Annotated in this window: 15 protein-coding genes; 5 read left to right on the forward strand and 10 right to left on the reverse strand. The window is 69.1% G+C overall.

Annotated elements, in window-relative coordinates:
• Both FCU40_RS20010 and FCU40_RS20015 read left to right on the forward strand, forming a co-directional pair.
• A partial coding sequence (locus FCU40_RS20010) for a stalk-specific protein X (protein ID WP_168077327.1) occupies positions 1 to 1069 on the forward strand: 1069 nt, incomplete at its 5' end.
• A 118-nt stretch (positions 1070 to 1187) separates the two neighbouring features.
• The gene (locus FCU40_RS20015; RefSeq protein WP_004624580.1) at positions 1188 to 1919 is read left to right on the forward strand and encodes a TerC family protein; all 732 of its coding nucleotides are present in this window, start codon (positions 1188 to 1190) and stop codon (positions 1917 to 1919) included.
• Positions 1920 to 1933: 14 nt separating this feature from the next.
• Here the strand turns inward: FCU40_RS20015 and FCU40_RS20020 are convergent, their stop codons facing one another.
• Genes FCU40_RS20020 through FCU40_RS20030 form a run of 3 tightly spaced genes read right to left on the reverse strand, consistent with a single transcriptional unit; the run spans position 1934 to position 4469 of the window.
• The gene (locus tag FCU40_RS20020) at positions 1934 to 2359 is read right to left on the reverse strand and encodes a hypothetical protein (protein ID WP_004624578.1); all 426 of its coding nucleotides are present in this window, start codon (positions 2357 to 2359) and stop codon (positions 1934 to 1936) included.
• The gene (locus tag FCU40_RS20025; RefSeq protein ID WP_168077328.1) at positions 2356 to 3366 is read right to left on the reverse strand and encodes a phosphotransferase family protein; all 1011 of its coding nucleotides are present in this window, start codon (positions 3364 to 3366) and stop codon (positions 2356 to 2358) included. The genes FCU40_RS20020 and FCU40_RS20025 overlap by 4 nt, the downstream gene beginning before the upstream one ends.
• Positions 3363 to 4469: a hypothetical protein gene (locus tag FCU40_RS20030; protein WP_168077329.1), complete on the reverse strand. Its 1107-nt coding sequence runs from the start codon at positions 4467 to 4469 to the stop codon at positions 3363 to 3365. Before FCU40_RS20030 ends, FCU40_RS20025 begins: the two co-directional genes overlap by 4 nt.
• A gap of 121 nt (positions 4470 to 4590) precedes the next feature.
• On the opposite strand from FCU40_RS20030, the gene FCU40_RS20035 reads away from it, so the two are divergent.
• The gene (locus tag FCU40_RS20035; RefSeq protein WP_168077331.1) at positions 4591 to 4971 is read left to right on the forward strand and encodes a DUF423 domain-containing protein; all 381 of its coding nucleotides are present in this window, start codon (positions 4591 to 4593) and stop codon (positions 4969 to 4971) included.
• Here FCU40_RS20035 and FCU40_RS20040 read toward each other — a convergent pair.
• On the reverse strand, positions 4962 to 6179 hold the full coding sequence (locus FCU40_RS20040; RefSeq protein ID WP_168077333.1) for a multidrug effflux MFS transporter: 1218 nt from the start codon (positions 6177 to 6179) through the stop codon (positions 4962 to 4964). The two genes, FCU40_RS20035 and FCU40_RS20040, sit on opposite strands and share 10 nt — an antisense overlap.
• Positions 6180 to 6294: 115 nt before the next feature.
• On the opposite strand from FCU40_RS20040, the gene FCU40_RS20045 reads away from it, so the two are divergent.
• Positions 6295 to 7287, forward strand: a complete 993-nt coding sequence (locus tag FCU40_RS20045) for an alpha/beta hydrolase (protein WP_168077335.1) — start codon at positions 6295 to 6297, stop codon at positions 7285 to 7287.
• Here the strand turns inward: FCU40_RS20045 and FCU40_RS20050 are convergent.
• Together FCU40_RS20050 and FCU40_RS20055 are read right to left on the reverse strand one after the other, a co-directional pair.
• Positions 7284 to 7886 (reverse strand): class I SAM-dependent methyltransferase, encoded by a 603-nt coding sequence (locus FCU40_RS20050; protein ID WP_168077337.1) that lies wholly within the window; start codon positions 7884 to 7886, stop codon positions 7284 to 7286. The genes FCU40_RS20045 and FCU40_RS20050 overlap by 4 nt on opposite strands.
• Before the next feature lie 2 nt (positions 7887 to 7888).
• A complete protein-coding gene (locus tag FCU40_RS20055) occupies positions 7889 to 8149 on the reverse strand; it encodes a hypothetical protein (RefSeq protein WP_004624563.1) in 261 nt (86 codons plus the stop codon).
• 86 nt (positions 8150 to 8235) lie between these two features.
• Between FCU40_RS20055 and pip the strand changes: the two genes are divergently transcribed.
• Entirely contained in the window at positions 8236 to 9225 is a 990-nt protein-coding gene (gene pip / locus FCU40_RS20060) for a prolyl aminopeptidase (protein ID WP_168077339.1), read from the forward strand.
• On the opposite strand, the gene FCU40_RS20065 is transcribed toward pip, so the two are convergent.
• Genes FCU40_RS20065 through FCU40_RS20080 form a run of 4 tightly spaced genes read right to left on the reverse strand, consistent with a single transcriptional unit; the run spans position 9222 to position 13444 of the window.
• Entirely contained in the window at positions 9222 to 9770 is a 549-nt protein-coding gene (locus tag FCU40_RS20065; RefSeq protein ID WP_168077340.1) for a GNAT family protein, read from the reverse strand. The genes pip and FCU40_RS20065 overlap by 4 nt on opposite strands.
• Complete coding sequence (gene rodA / locus FCU40_RS20070) at positions 9770 to 10927, reverse strand: rod shape-determining protein RodA (protein WP_168077341.1); 1158 nt, start codon at positions 10925 to 10927, stop codon at positions 9770 to 9772. Before rodA ends, FCU40_RS20065 begins: the two co-directional genes overlap by 1 nt.
• Positions 10924 to 12924 carry a penicillin-binding protein 2 gene (gene mrdA / locus FCU40_RS20075; RefSeq protein ID WP_168077342.1) on the reverse strand — a complete coding sequence of 667 codons (2001 nt, stop codon included), beginning with the start codon at positions 12922 to 12924 and terminating at the stop codon, positions 10924 to 10926. The genes rodA and mrdA overlap by 4 nt, the downstream gene beginning before the upstream one ends.
• A 4-nt stretch (positions 12925 to 12928) precedes the next feature.
• Positions 12929 to 13444 (reverse strand): hypothetical protein, encoded by a 516-nt coding sequence (locus FCU40_RS20080; protein WP_004624553.1) that lies wholly within the window; start codon positions 13442 to 13444, stop codon positions 12929 to 12931.
• Positions 13445 to 13526: the final 82 nt, after the last annotated feature.

Raw genomic sequence — 13526 nt, forward strand, 5'->3', positions numbered from 1 at the left:
GTCCCAAACGGTGGCCCCCGCGCCGGCGCCGCTGAAGGCCGCCGTCCCGGCCGCGCCGGCGACGCCGCTGGTCAAGCCGCCGGTCGTGGCCACCGCCCAGCCCGAGGCGCCCGCCGCCGCCAAGCCGACTAGCAAGCTGGAGCAGCTGCAGGCCGCCGTCGCGCCGCAGGCCACCAGCGGCGCCGTCCTGGCCGCCGGTGAAAGCCTCGCCAAGGGGCAACCGGGCCAGGTGACCCTGTCGCTGCCGGCCACCCTGGGCGACCTGATCAAGTCGGAAGCCGCCAAGTTGGGCTTCGGCAAGGCCGCCAAGAAGACCAGCGCCTATGCCGAGCTCTCGGGCGAGGGCTACGAAGTCACCCCGAACGGCCGCCAGACGGCCGCCGTGAAGCCGGGCGAGCCGACCACCTTCGCCTGGGACGTCAAGCCGGGTCCCGACGCCAAGGGTCAGTTGAAGTCCCAGTTCGGCGTCGAGATGTCGGGCGCCAGGGACTCGCAGGGCTTCGCGCTGGGCGAGATCAGCAAGCGCGTCGCCGCCGCGCCGGAGCAGGTCAAGAAGGGCGTCGCCGCCCTCGACATCGGGGCGCTGAACGGCGCGGTCACGCTGCCGGGCGTCGGTCCCGTCGCGATCAAGACCCTGCTGGGCGCGGCCCTGGTGCTTCTGGCCATGATCATCCTGGTCGCCGTCGCGCGCGGCAACGCCGAGGCTCGCCGCCGCGCCGAGCGTCAGCGCAAGTACCGCACTCTGACCGACTATGGCCGCAACGAGATGGAGTTCGAGCAACCCGCTCCAGCGCCGGCCGAAAGCCACGGTTCGCACGTCAATCCGTTCCTCGCGGCCGCCGGCGGCGCGGCGGTGGGCGCGGCGGCCGCGGCGGCCTTCTCCCACCATGACGACCATGGCCACGCGGCCGAGGATCACGGCCACGCGGCCGCCCCCGAAGCCCATCCCGAGCCTCACGCGTCGGCCGAGCCCGCCTACGTCAATCCGATGATCGCCGCCGCGACGCCGGACGCTCATGACGATCACGGCCACGACGCCCATGGTCGCGAGCTGGAGCCGACCCACTAAGGTCAGGCTCGCGCCCAGGAAACTGGAGGCCCCGGATCGACGGATCCGGGGCCTCTTGCTTTGGCGTCATATCCATTGCGGCCTTGCATCCCCATCCGCGCCGCCGCATTGAGAAGGCATGTTCGACGCTCTGAGCGCCCACTTGGGCGGCCTGCAAGGCCCGCTGACGGCCCTGCTGCAAGTCCTGCTGATCGACCTCGTCCTGGCCGGCGACAACGCCGTGGCCGTGGGCCTGGCCGCCGGCGGCCTGGATCCCAAGCAACGCCGGAAGGTCATCCTCTACGGCCTGGGCGCGGCGGTCGTGCTGCGCATCACCTTCGCCCTGATCACCACCTGGCTGCTGGGCGTGATCGGCCTGCTTTTGGCCGGCGGTTTCCTGCTGCTGTGGGTCTGCTGGAAGATGTGGCGCGAGCTGCGCGAGCAAGGCCGCCAGGAAAGCGCCGAGGGCGCCGCCGCGCTGGACGGGGCCGAGGTTCCGGTCCGCCAGCCGAAGACCTTCAAGGCCGCTTTCCTGCAGGTGCTGATCGCCGACGTCTCCATGTCGCTGGACAACGTGCTGGCCGTGGCCGGCGCCGCGCGCGAGCATCCGGCGATCCTGATCTTCGGCCTTCTGCTGTCGATCGCCCTGATGGGCCTGGCGGCCAACGCCATCGCCAAGATACTGCACAAGCACCGCTGGATCGGCTTCGTCGGCCTGGCGATCGTGCTCTATGTCGCCCTGCACATGATCTGGCAGGGCCACCGCAGCGTGGTCATGGACCTGCACGAGACCGCCGCCTACAACGCCGCCGCCCCGGCGCCGCTGGACATCAAGCCCGACGAGATCGCCCAGCACCAGAAGCGCCGGTAGCGCCGAGCCCCGTCTCAGCGCCCCGGCAAGGGCGGCATGTCCAGCCGACGCCATTCGGCCATCCGCGCGTAGAGGCGCAGGATCGCGTGATGGCGCGCCGTGTCGCCCCGCGTCTCCACCGCCTCGTGCAGACCGATCAGCGCCGCGCGCAGCGCCGCGTTGACCCGGTCCAGGGCCGAGATCGAGAAATCATCCGTCGACGGAAGACTTGCCAGATCCAGCCCGTGGTCGTCGGCCGCCTCGGCCAGGATCTCGCGGATGGCCGCGTTCTCGGCCAGGCGGGCGGCGACGCCGCGCTCGGCCTCCTGCGCCGCCAGCAGCGACAGCAACGCGACCACGGCCACCTTGCCGGCCATGAAGTCTCCCTGCTGCTCGGGCGGCGGCGGGTCCATCATGCACAGGAAGTTGCCGACCAGGATATCGGGCAGGCTAGGCGTCATGACAGGCCCTCCAGACGCATCAGGGCGGCGGCCAGGATCTGGTCGTGGCGGCGGGCGGTGTACCAGCCGGAAATCGCCAGAACAGGGTCCTTGAACCCGCCGTCGCGATATTCCTTGGCCGCCGACGTCCAGATGGTCTGGCCCTTCACGGCGTTGAACAGCGACCACCAGGCCAGCGCGGCCTCGTCGATCTCGAGGCCGCTGGTTCGACGCCAGATCGCCAGGGCCTCGTCGCGGGGCAACATGCCGCCGGCCTTGTCGGCCTCGAAGTGCGACCACAGCGGATCCAGGGCCCAGCCCAGGTCTTCGAGGGGATCGCCCAGATGGACCATCTCCCAGTCCAGCACGGCCAGAATCTTGCCCGCGCCGTCGTGCAGGAAGTTGCCAGTGCGATAGTCCCCGTGAACGACGCGGATCGCCTGGGCCGGCGGCGGCGGCCGGCGGCGCAGCGCCCGTATGGCGGCGCGGACGATCGGCTGAGGATGCTGCTCGTCCGCGTCCATGATGCCGGACCAATGGTCCAGCGCCACCCGCCAGCAGTCCTCGGGCGCCGGCGCCGGCGCGACCTTGGCCAGCGGCAGGTCAGTCGGGTCGGTCGCGGCGATGGTTCCCAGGATCTCGAAGAACCGTTGTCCGATCTCGCGCGCGTGGTCGCCATACGGCCCCACCGTGAACGGCGAAGCCGCCACGCCGCCCTCGACCCGCTCCATGATGAAGAACGGCCGCTCCAGCTCGCCGCCCTCGACGTCCATGGCTACCGGACGCGGCGCGGGCAGCTTGTCGTGAAAGCTCTCCAGCGCCAGATATTCGAGGTTCCGATCGGTCTCGATCAGACTGCCGGGCGGATCACGGCGCAGGATCAGCGGCCGGGTCTGGCCATCGACGCGCGCCACGAAGCGGTAGGTCTCGCGGCTGGCCCCGCCCGGAATCCGCGACAGGTCCTCGACCGTGGTCGGCTGACCCCAGACGCGGGTGAGATACGCCTCGAGGCGTTCGCCCAGGCTCATGGCGCCATGTCCAGGATCGCGGCGAAGCCCGACGGGGCGTGCGGACCAATGGCCAGCTGTTCGAAGACGCCCCTGCCCTTGCGTTCGCGGCCGGCGCCGTCGACATAGGTCACGTCGCTGATCGCCTGCACGTGCAGCAGGTGTGGCATCCCGCGATCCAGGTCGGCGTTGACGAAATCCTCGCGCTCGACCTTCAGCGCGCCCTGGTTGAAGCCGTGACCCCAGACCGGGTGGCCATAGCCCAGGCCCAGCATGAAGAACTCGGGCCCGGGCGCGATAGTGACCGTTCCGTCGGCGCCCAGATCGAGGGTGGCGCTGGCGGCGTGGCGCGTGCCGCTCTTCCAGCGAATGGCGCAGGCGGCCTCGGCGAAGCCGCCAAAATCGTCCTCGCGCGCGCCGTCGGCCAGCCAAAGCGAACGGCGGTTCCAGGGGCGTCCCAGCTCGTCGTCATTGGTGTGAAAGAACAGGCTGCCGTCCGCGAAATTGCACGGCGCCCACAGCCAGAAGAACTGCGGCGCCGCGGGCGGGGCCAGGTCCTGAGGATCGCGCATACCGACCGGCCGAACGCCCCACGAGCGGTCGCGGGTGCCGACGAATCCGTCGACCACGGTCCGCGCGCCGTCGATCTCGATCCAGCCGCCATAGCGGCCGTTCTGGGTCAGACGGGTATAGTCCATGAAGGTGCGCGGGCCGTTGCGGCGCACGAAGCGCGGCTCCTCGATCGGGAACGAGCGCCCCTCGAAAACGATCTCGGCGGCGATCCCCTGCTCGGGCGCGGCGACCACCAGCTTCAGGCGGTGAAGCGGCTCCAGCACCTCGATGCTGATCGGCCCGACGCTCAGGTCCATCCGCTCCATGTTCAGCCAGCGGCTGGCGTGGAGGTTGACCTGCCGTCCGCCCTTCATCACGCAAAAGGCCGCGTCGGCGATGTTGAGATGCGGATAGACCCCGAAGGCGGCCGCGAAGAACAGGTCCTCGCCCTCGCCGGTCGGCGCGTAGCCGTTGAAGAAATAGCGGTCGTAGAAGTTCCGATCCGTCCCGGCGTAGGCCACGGGCTCGGGTGTCTGATGGATCGGGTAGTCGTCGCCCCTGGTGAGCGCCATGCCGTCCTCCCCTGGCTCGCGCGGACCCTCTGATGCTTACGGGAGCGGGGTCGCTTTACGTCCAGGCGTTCGACGTTAAGGTCGCGCCGAACGATTGCAATGGTGACGGGGCGTAAAGCCGATGGCGGTATGGACTCCCAGGACCTGGACAGGCTTGGCGGCGGTGAGCGGCCTGCTGGCCGTCGGCTTCGGCGCCTTCGCCGCGCACGGGATCAGCGCGCCCAAGCCGATCGAGTGGCTGCACACCGGTTCGCAGTATCAGATGGCCCACGCCCTGGCCGTGTTCGCCGCCTTCGGCCTGCACCGGGCGGGCGCCAAGGACATGGGCAAGGTCGCCGCTTTCTTCCTGATCGGGACCCTGCTGTTCTGTGGCTCGCTGTACGCCATGGCGCTGGGCGCGCCGCGCGTGTTGGGGGCGATCACACCGGTCGGCGGCGTGTCGTTCCTCGTCGGCTGGGCGCTGATGGCCGCGCGCGGCTTTAGCCTGCCCGATCAGGCCTGAAGCTTGCGCGCGCCCGGCAGGGCCAGCAGAAAGATCGCCAGGGCCGAACCGACCAGGCAGGCGAACATGACGCCCGCCGTCGGGCGCGGCGTGCCGTCATGCAGCAGCCCTCCGGCCCACGAGGCGATCGCCCCCGCGCCGAACGAGGCCGAGCCCATCAGGGCCGAGGTCGAGCCGGCGCGCTGGGGATCGACGCTCAACGCCCCCGCCATGGTGTTGCCGCCCATCAGACCGTAGATCGACAGCGCCGCGAACAGCAGCGGAAGCACGGTCCACTGTCCGCCCCAGCCGGTCCAGGCGGCCAGGCTAAGCAGGAAGGCCGCGACGATCGAGCCGACGCTGGCCCGCGCCAGCACCTGGTCGGGCGTGGCCCGGCGCAGCAGCAGGCGGTTGACCTGGCTGGCGCCGATGATGCCCACGGCGTTGAAGGCGAACAGCAGGTTGAAGACCAGCGCGGAATGGCCGTAGGTCCCCATGATCAGGTCCGGCGCGCCAGAGATGTAGGTGAACAGGGTCGCACCGTTCAGCGCCCCGGCCAGGGCGTAGCCGACCAGCCGGCGCATCCGCAGCAGCGCGCCAAACGCCCTCAGCGGATTCTCGGACCGCGCCAGGGACAGGGTCTCGGCCGAGCGCGACTCGCCCAGCGCGATCAGCACCCAGACGCCGATGACGAGACCGAAGGCGGCCTGAACGCCGAACACCGCGCGCCAGCCGGCCGCCAATTGGACCAGTCCGCCGAACTGCGGCGCCAGCACCGGGGCCAGACCCATGATCAAGGTCATCAGCGACAGCACCCGGGCGGTGTCGGCGTGGCCGAAGCGGTCACGGACCACCGCCCGCGCCACCACGGCCCCGGCGCATCCGCCCAGGGCCTGCACGAACCGCGCGGCGATCAGCATGTGGATGTTCGTGGCCAGGGCGCAGACCAGCGAGGCGGCCAGATAGATGGCGATCCCGGCCAACAGCGGCGGCCGACGCCCCAGACGGTCCGACGCCGGGCCATAGACGAACTGGCCGATGGCCATGCCGGCGAAGAACGCCGCCAGGGTCGCCTGGGTCTGGTCGGGCCGCGCGGCGAGCGAGCGGCCGATGGCCGGCAGGCTGGACAGGTACATGTCGATCGACATCGGCGCGAAGGCCGTCAGCGCGCCCAGAAGCAGAACGAGTCGCCACGGGATCGCGGCGGCGGGCGGGCGGCTGTCGGTCATGACCGTGCTTTTACGCCCGTTTGCCCCAGCGGAAAGATCAAATGCCGCTTGCCGGACGGTTTGCCGCGATCCACGGTGATCGCCAATCATATAGCCGCCAGGGAGGACGACGCCCATGACCGTCACGCATCCGCAGGCTCCGCCCCTGCCGGCGCCGAAGTTCGCGGACGTCAACGGCGTTCGCCTGGGCTATTACGAGGCCGGTCCTCGGCGGGGCGTCCCGATCGTCTTCTGCCACGGCTTTCCCGAACTGGCGTTCTCGTGGCGCTACCAGATCGCCGCCCTCGCCGACGCCGGCCGCTGGGTGATCGCGCCCGACCAGCGCGGCTATGGCCTGACCCCGGGTCCCGAGGCCGTCGAAGCCTATGACATGGAACACCTGACCGGTGACCTCGTCGGCCTGCTGGACCACCTGGGCGTCGACAAGGCGATCTTCGTCGGCCACGACTGGGGCGGCATCGTCGTCTGGCAGATGCCCCTGCTGCATCCCGGCCGCGTGGCCGGCGTCATCGGCCTCAACACCCCCTTCACCCCGCGCCTGCCGCTGGATCCGATCGAGATGTTCCGCAACGCCTATGGCGAGGACATGTACATCGTCCACTTCCAGAAGCCCGGCGTGGCCGACGCCCAGTTGAGCGCGGACGTCGAGAAGACCATCCGCTTCTTCATGCGCTTGCCGATCGCCACGGTCGCCGACTTCGCGGCGCGTCCGCCGGAGTTCCGCAGCCTGGCCCTGCAGGACGGCCTGGCGCGCTACGAGCCAGCCGGCGACACGCACCAGCTGCTGACGCCCGAGGAGCTGAAGGTCTTCGTCGACGCCTTCGAACGCACCGGCTTCACCGGCGGGATCAACTGGTACCGCAACTTCACCCGCAACTGGGAAAAGGCCGAGGCCCTGCCGCGACGCATCGACGGCATCCCTTGCCTCATGATCATGGCCGAGCACGACGTGGTGCTGCCGCCGTCGATGGCCGACCGCATGGGCGACCAGATCGACGACCTGGAAAAGGTGCTGATCGAGGGCAGCGGCCACTGGACCCAGCAGGAAAAGCCCGACGAGGTCAACGCGGCGCTCCTGTCGTGGCTGGACCGGCGGTTTCCGCTTTAGCGGTCCTCGCGTCGCGCCAACCAGATATTGGCGCCGCCGCAAGTCGGATCGCCGACAACATGATCGAGCACCACGAAGCCATGTTCGGCGAGCAAGGCCGCATAGGCCCCCGTGTCCAGGCTGGCGTGATAGAGCGCCTCGCCGCGCCACTGGCCGATCGTCACGCCATGCGTCGTTCCGCTGGTGAACATCAGAGGCGCCCCAGCCACCAGATGTCGGGCCAGAACCGGGATCAGCGCGATCTGATCGTCGGGCGGCAGGTGAAAAAGGCTGTGCCAAGCCACCGCCGCGCCAAAACGCCGCCCGAGCTCCAGTTCGCGCATGTCCGCGACGATCCACGTCTGATCGGGAAAGCGCTGGCGGCACAAGGCGATCAAGGCGGGTGAAGCGTCCACGCCGGTGACGGCGCGACCGGCGGCGATCAGGTCGGCCGCGATCGGCTGGCCCGACCCACAGCCCAGGTCCAGAACGGCGGCGTCGGGAACGGCCGCGTCGATGAACCTCTGGATCCACCGCCGTTCGCCCTCGGGGCGAGCGTGTCTACGATCTTGGTCCCACGCCGCCGCATTCCGCTCGTAGAGCTCGGAGGGCGTCTTCATGGCTAGTTCCGCGCGGCTAGCATCAGCTCGGCCCGCCGGCGCATGGCGGCCGCCAGTTGCAGCATGGCCAGGGCCGAGGTTTCGTCGCGCTCGGCGGCGCGCATACCGTAGACATTGGCCATGGCCAGGAGCGCCTCGGCCTTGTCGACGCCCTCGGCGCCGAACATGTCGCCGATCTGGCGGTCCAGCTCGGCCAGTTGCGCGGGCTTCAGCATCGCGAGCAGTTCTTCGTCGGAATAGTCTTCGGGCGCAGGCTGACTCATGGACGCATCATACAGACGCCGAGGAAAGGCGCGAAGCCGCTGGATGATCCGTTCACAGCAACGTCCGAAACGCGCTAGATTAGGCCATGGATCGTAACGCTTCCGCCGCCGTCATGTCGTCCCTCGGCCGTCGTGGCCTGTTCCGCGAGGTCGAGCCCTTCTCGTTCGGCTGGATGGCCACCGGCGGCCCGCACGAGATCTATTACGAGGAATGCGGCAACCCGCGCGGCAAACCCTGCGTGATCCTGCACGGCGGCCCGGGCGGCGCGGTCAACCCGACCATGCGGCGGTTCTTCGACCCGGCCAAGTGGCGCATGGCCCTGTTCGACCAGCGCGGCTGCGGCCGCTCGCGCCCGAACGCCAGCCTGGACGACAACACCACCTGGAGCCTGATCGAGGACATCGAGCGCCTGCGCGTTCATCTGGGCGTCGAGAAATGGACGGTGTTCGGCGGATCGTGGGGCTCGACCCTGGCCCTGGCCTACGCCATCACCCATCCCGACCGCGTCGACGGCCTGATCCTGCGCGGCGTCTTCCTGCTGACCGAGCGCGAGCTGCGCTGGTTCTACCAGGACGGCGCCTCGATGCTGTTTCCCGACGCCTGGGAGCGGTTCCTGGCCCCGATCCCGGAAGACGAGCGCGGCGACCTGATGGCGGCCTATCACCGCCGCCTGGTGGCCCCCGACCGCCGCGTCCAGCTTGAAGCCGCCGCCGCCTGGAGCCAGTGGGAGGGCGACACCATCTCGCTGCGCGGTCCCGAGGCACGCCCGCCGAAATTCAATGAGGAGGACTTCGCGATCGCCTTCGCGCGGATCGAGTGTCACTTCTTCACGAACAGGGGCTTTTTCAGCGAAGACGGCTGGATCCTGAAGAACATCGACCGCATCCGGCACATCCCCGGCTGGATCGTTCAGGGCCGCTTCGACGTCGTGACGCCACTGGACAGCGCCTGGAGGCTGCACAGGGCCTGGCCCGAAGCGCGCTTCGACATCGTCTGGGACGCCGGCCACGCCTCGACCGAGCCCGGCGTCATCGACGGCCTGGTGCGGGCGACCGAGGCGGCGCTGGTCAGCTAGGTCGGGCGCTCGATCTCGTACCAGCAGCCGGGCTCCCAAGCCTCGCGCGCTGTGGAGTAAACCGGACGCTCCTCGACGAACCTCATGCCCAGTCGGGTCAGAATGGTTCGCGACGCGGTGTTGTCGGGATGGACCTGCGCCTCGATTACCTGGGCCGGCAGCAGCGACCACATCGCCGCGAGACCAGCGATCGCGGCCTCGGTCATGTAGCCCCGCCCCTGGGCGGCCTCGGCCAGGTGGTAGCCGATCTCGACACGCTCGCGCTGATCCTGGGCGCCGCCGCCAAAGCCTCCGATCACGACACCGTCCGACAGACGCTCGATCGCGTAGCTGACATGCCAGCCCTGGCTCACGCCCGCGCGCGCCTCGGCGATGCGTTCGGCGGCTAGGTCGATAGAGGTTGGATCAGGCCAAGAGCTAAGCCAGCGTGTGACGGTCGAGGTCAGGTTCGTCGATAGAGCAGACGCGTCTTGCGATCGCCAACAGCGAAGCCGCAGACGGGACGTCACGAGGACGGGCAGCAACTCCGCCCCGTCCTCATCCATCACACCAGCGACCCCGTGCCGCTGGTCACTTCGGTGTAGCGATGCACGCGGACGGCCTGGACCAGGCCAAAGCCCACCATGACCGTCAGCATGACCGTGCCGCCGTAGGAGAGCATCGGCATCGGCACGCCCACCACCGGGGCCAGGCCCATGACCATGGCGCCGTTGATCAGCACATAGAGGGCGAAGGTCGCGGTCACGCCGGCCGCCGAGAGACGTCCAAAGTGGCTGTGGCTGATCGAGGCGATGCGCAGGGCCATGAAGATGATGGCCCCGTACAGGAACAGCACGCCAAAGCAGCCCACGAAACCGAACTCCTCGGCCAGGGTGGCGAAGATGAAGTCGGTCTGTTTTTCGGGCAGGAAGTTCAGCTGGCTCTGCGACCCCAGGCCAAAGCCCTTGCCCAGAAGGCCGCCGGAGCCCAGGGCGATCTTGGACTGCAGGATGTGATAGCCGTCGCCCGAGGGATCCTGCTCGGGATGCAGGAAGGTCAGGATCCGGTTGCGCTGATAGTCGTGCAGCACGAACATCACGAACGGCGGGATCGCGACCGCGGCGCCGACCACGCCGGCGGCGATCAGACGCCAGTCCAGACCGGCCAGGACCATGATCGCGAAGCCGGTCGCGCCCAGCAAAATCGCGGTGCCCAGATCCGGTTGCTTGGCGACGAGCAGGAAGGGAACGCCGATCATCGCCGCAGGGATCAGCAGCATCCAGGACAGGCGCGCGCGATCGGCGCTGAGCCCGTGATAGAAGCGCGCCAGGGCCAGGACGAGACCGATCTTCATCACCTCGGACGGCTGGAAGCGAATGGGCCCCAGTTGCAGCCAGCGTTGCGCGCCCAAGGCGGTATGGCCGAAGACATCCACGGCGACGAGCAGGATCACCCCGACGACATAGACGGGATAGGCCGACCAGAACCACCAGCGCAGGTCGCACATGGCCAGGGCGATCATGATGATGAAATAGAGCCCGAAGCGCAGCAGGTGCTTGTCGGCCCAGGGTTCCCAGGACGCCCCGGCGATCGAGAACAGCATCAGGCCGCCGACGCCGGCGATCATCGCCAGCACCAGGCAGAAGGTCCAGTCGACCTCCATGAACTTGATGATCGGACGGTCGCGTTCGCCGGGCCGGGTCAGGCCGCCGCTCAAGGTCATTGCGGGACTCCAGGGGGCGGCGGGGGAAGGTCCGGACCGTCCGTCGGGGCGTCCGGCGCCGCGCCGTCGGTGGACAGGTCGCTCTCGTTCATCGTCGGCATCGGCATCGGCTTTTCGATGCGCGCGCGGATCTCGGGATCCTTCAGCAGGGCCACCCGCATGACCTCGCGCGCGCGGGGCGCGGCGGCGCTGGAGCCGAACAGGCCGCCGTGCTCGACCAGCACCGACATGGCGTAGCGCGGATTGTCATAGGGGGCGAAGGCGATGAACAGGTTGTGGTCCTTCAGCCGCCAGGGCACGCCCTGGTTGCTGCGCGAGCCGGTCTGGGAATACTGCCGGACCTGGGCCGTGCCGGTCTTGCCGGCCATCAGCACGTCGCCCAACCCCAGCTGACTCTGTTTGTAGGCGCCGCCGGTCGGGTCGTTGGCCACGGCCGCCATGCCGGCCCGCACGATCTCGAGATGTTCGGGCGGGAACGGCAGGTCGCCCACCGCGTCGCCGTGCGGCTGGTCCACGCCGCCGATCGACTTGATCAGACGCGGGTTCAGCGCCCGCTTGCCATTCGCCAGCCGCGCGCACATCACCGCCAGCTGCAACGCGTTGACGTTGATATAGCCCTGGCCGATCCCGTAGGGCACCGAGTCCCCCGGATGCCAGACCGGATCGCGCTTGAAGGTCTGCTTCTTCCACTCGCGCGAGCCGACCAGCCCCTTGCGCTGACCCGGAATGCCGATGTCGAAGGTCTGGCCGAAGCCCAGGGCGGTGGCCGTCGTGTGGATCGGGTCGGGCCCGATCCGCAGCGCCATCTGGTAGAAATAGACGTCGCAGGAGTTCTTGATGGCGTCGTGCATGTTCTGCACGCCGTGGCCGCCCTTCTTGTGGCAGTGCCAGACCCGCCCGCCGAAGCTCCAGCCGCCGGTGCAGACCACGTGCTCGGCCGGATTGACCCCGGCGCTCAGCGCCGCCAGCGCCACGGTGGGCTTGAAGGTCGAGCCCGGCGGATAGACGCCGGTCATGGTCTTATCCAGCAGCGGCTTGCGCTCGTACTCGGCCAGGGCCTTGTATTCGGCGCCCGACAGCCCCTTGACCAGGCGGTTGGCGTCGAAGCTCGGCGCCGAGGCCATGCACAGCACGTCGCCCGTGCGGCAATCGATCATCACGATCGCGCCGCTCTCCTCGTCCATCACCTCGAGGGCGCGGTTCTGGATGTCGGCGTCCAGGGTGAGGTGGATTTCCTTGCCCGGGGTCGGCGGGATGTCGCCGGCGGGATCCAGCCGCACCACGCGTCCCTGGGCGTCGACCTCGGTCTTGGTGGCGCCGGCCTTGCCGCGCAGCTGCCGGTCGAAGGCCTTCTCGACGCCCTGCTTGCCGATCCGGAAACCCGGATGGTGCAGCAGTTCCTGGTCCTGGGTGCTGTCGCTCTCGGCCGCCTCCAGGTCCTTGTCGGACACCTTGGCCACATAGCCGATCACGTGGGCGAAGGCCCCGCCGAACGGATAGACCCGCACCTCGCCCATGTCGGCGGTGACATTGGGCAGCTCCGGCGCGCGGATATTGATGCGCGAGAACTCCTCCCAGGAGAGGTCCTCCATCACCACCACCGGCGCCTTCTTGGGCGCGCGGTCCAGTTCCTTCAGCACGCGAGCGCGGCGCGTTCCGTCGATGGGGACCAGCTTGGCCAGGTCGTCCATGACGGCCTCGGCGTCCAGGTCCTTGTCCTTGTTGATGATCAGCCGGAAGTTGGGGCGGTTCGACGCCAGCGACACGCCGTTGCGGTCGAGGATCAGGCCGCGCGGCGGCGGCACCAGGCGGTAGTTGAACTGGTTGCCGGCCGAGAGCTTCTGGTAGCGCTGGGCCTCGACCAGCTGCAGCTGGGCAAGGCGCCCGCCCAGGGCCAAGAGGCCCAGGCCCGTGAAGCCGCCCAGCAGGAACGCGCGACGGTGGAAGACGCCCTGACGCTCGTTGACCTCGAAAAAGAAGATTGAGGGTTCGCTCATGGCCTCACCGGAACCGCACGTCGGCGTCCTCGAAGCGATCGACCAGGCGATGGGCGAACGGGAACAGCAGCGCGGTGACCAGGAACTGCCAGAACACCGCCAAGAGGCTGGGCATGGCCAGGCTGTCCAGCATCGTGAACAGGAAGGCCGCGACCATGGCCACGGCGGTGACGCCGGCGAACCAGGCCCACATCATCGGACGGCTCTGACCGGTCATGGCGTTGCGGAGGATCAGCACGGTGGCGTAGGCGACCAGCAGCGATAGGCCCCATAGGCCGGTGGGACCGCCCCAGAATATGTCCAGGAACAGGCCCAGCGCCAGCAGCGCGAACGGCGCCAGGATCGAGGGCCGGATTATCGCCCAGGCGAAGGCCGGGACGATGGCGAAGACCGGCTCGGGCAGCTGCAAGCCCCAGATGCGGATCGGCGCGGCGAAGATGATCGTCGCCGCCATGCACAGCAGCATCGGCACGCCCAACCAGCGGGCGGGGTTGAGAGGCCGTGCGCCGCCGAGGCTCATCGCGGCGCTCCAGGCGGCGGAGGCGCGGTGGTCGCGGACTTGGAGGCCGGCTTGGTCGCGGCGGTCGTCGCGGGCTTGGCGG

It is taken from the genome of Caulobacter sp. SSI4214, assembly GCF_012184455.1.
Classification (GTDB): domain Bacteria; phylum Pseudomonadota; class Alphaproteobacteria; order Caulobacterales; family Caulobacteraceae; genus Caulobacter; species Caulobacter vibrioides_E.

Bases quoted from the DNA above. Each gene is read 5' to 3' on its own strand.
- FCU40_RS20015 (WP_004624580.1), top strand. From the start codon at position 1,188: ATGTTCGACGCTCTGAGCGCCCACTTGGGCGGCCTGCAAGGCCCGCTG.
- FCU40_RS20020 (WP_004624578.1), bottom strand. From the start codon at position 2,359: ATGACGCCTAGCCTGCCCGATATCCTGGTCGGCAACTTCCTGTGCATG.
- FCU40_RS20025 (WP_168077328.1), bottom strand. From the start codon at position 3,366: ATGAGCCTGGGCGAACGCCTCGAGGCGTATCTCACCCGCGTCTGGGGT.
- FCU40_RS20030 (WP_168077329.1), bottom strand. From the start codon at position 4,469: ATGGCGCTCACCAGGGGCGACGACTACCCGATCCATCAGACACCCGAG.
- FCU40_RS20035 (WP_168077331.1), top strand. From the start codon at position 4,591: ATGGCGGTATGGACTCCCAGGACCTGGACAGGCTTGGCGGCGGTGAGC.
- FCU40_RS20040 (WP_168077333.1), bottom strand. From the start codon at position 6,179: ATGACCGACAGCCGCCCGCCCGCCGCCGCGATCCCGTGGCGACTCGTT.
- FCU40_RS20045 (WP_168077335.1), top strand. From the start codon at position 6,295: ATGACCGTCACGCATCCGCAGGCTCCGCCCCTGCCGGCGCCGAAGTTC.
- FCU40_RS20050 (WP_168077337.1), bottom strand. From the start codon at position 7,886: ATGAAGACGCCCTCCGAGCTCTACGAGCGGAATGCGGCGGCGTGGGAC.
- FCU40_RS20055 (WP_004624563.1), bottom strand. From the start codon at position 8,149: ATGAGTCAGCCTGCGCCCGAAGACTATTCCGACGAAGAACTGCTCGCG.
- pip (WP_168077339.1), top strand. From the start codon at position 8,236: ATGGATCGTAACGCTTCCGCCGCCGTCATGTCGTCCCTCGGCCGTCGT.
- FCU40_RS20065 (WP_168077340.1), bottom strand. From the start codon at position 9,770: ATGGATGAGGACGGGGCGGAGTTGCTGCCCGTCCTCGTGACGTCCCGT.
- rodA (WP_168077341.1), bottom strand. From the start codon at position 10,927: ATGACCTTGAGCGGCGGCCTGACCCGGCCCGGCGAACGCGACCGTCCG.
- mrdA (WP_168077342.1), bottom strand. From the start codon at position 12,924: ATGAGCGAACCCTCAATCTTCTTTTTCGAGGTCAACGAGCGTCAGGGC.
- FCU40_RS20080 (WP_004624553.1), bottom strand. From the start codon at position 13,444: ATGAGCCTCGGCGGCGCACGGCCTCTCAACCCCGCCCGCTGGTTGGGC.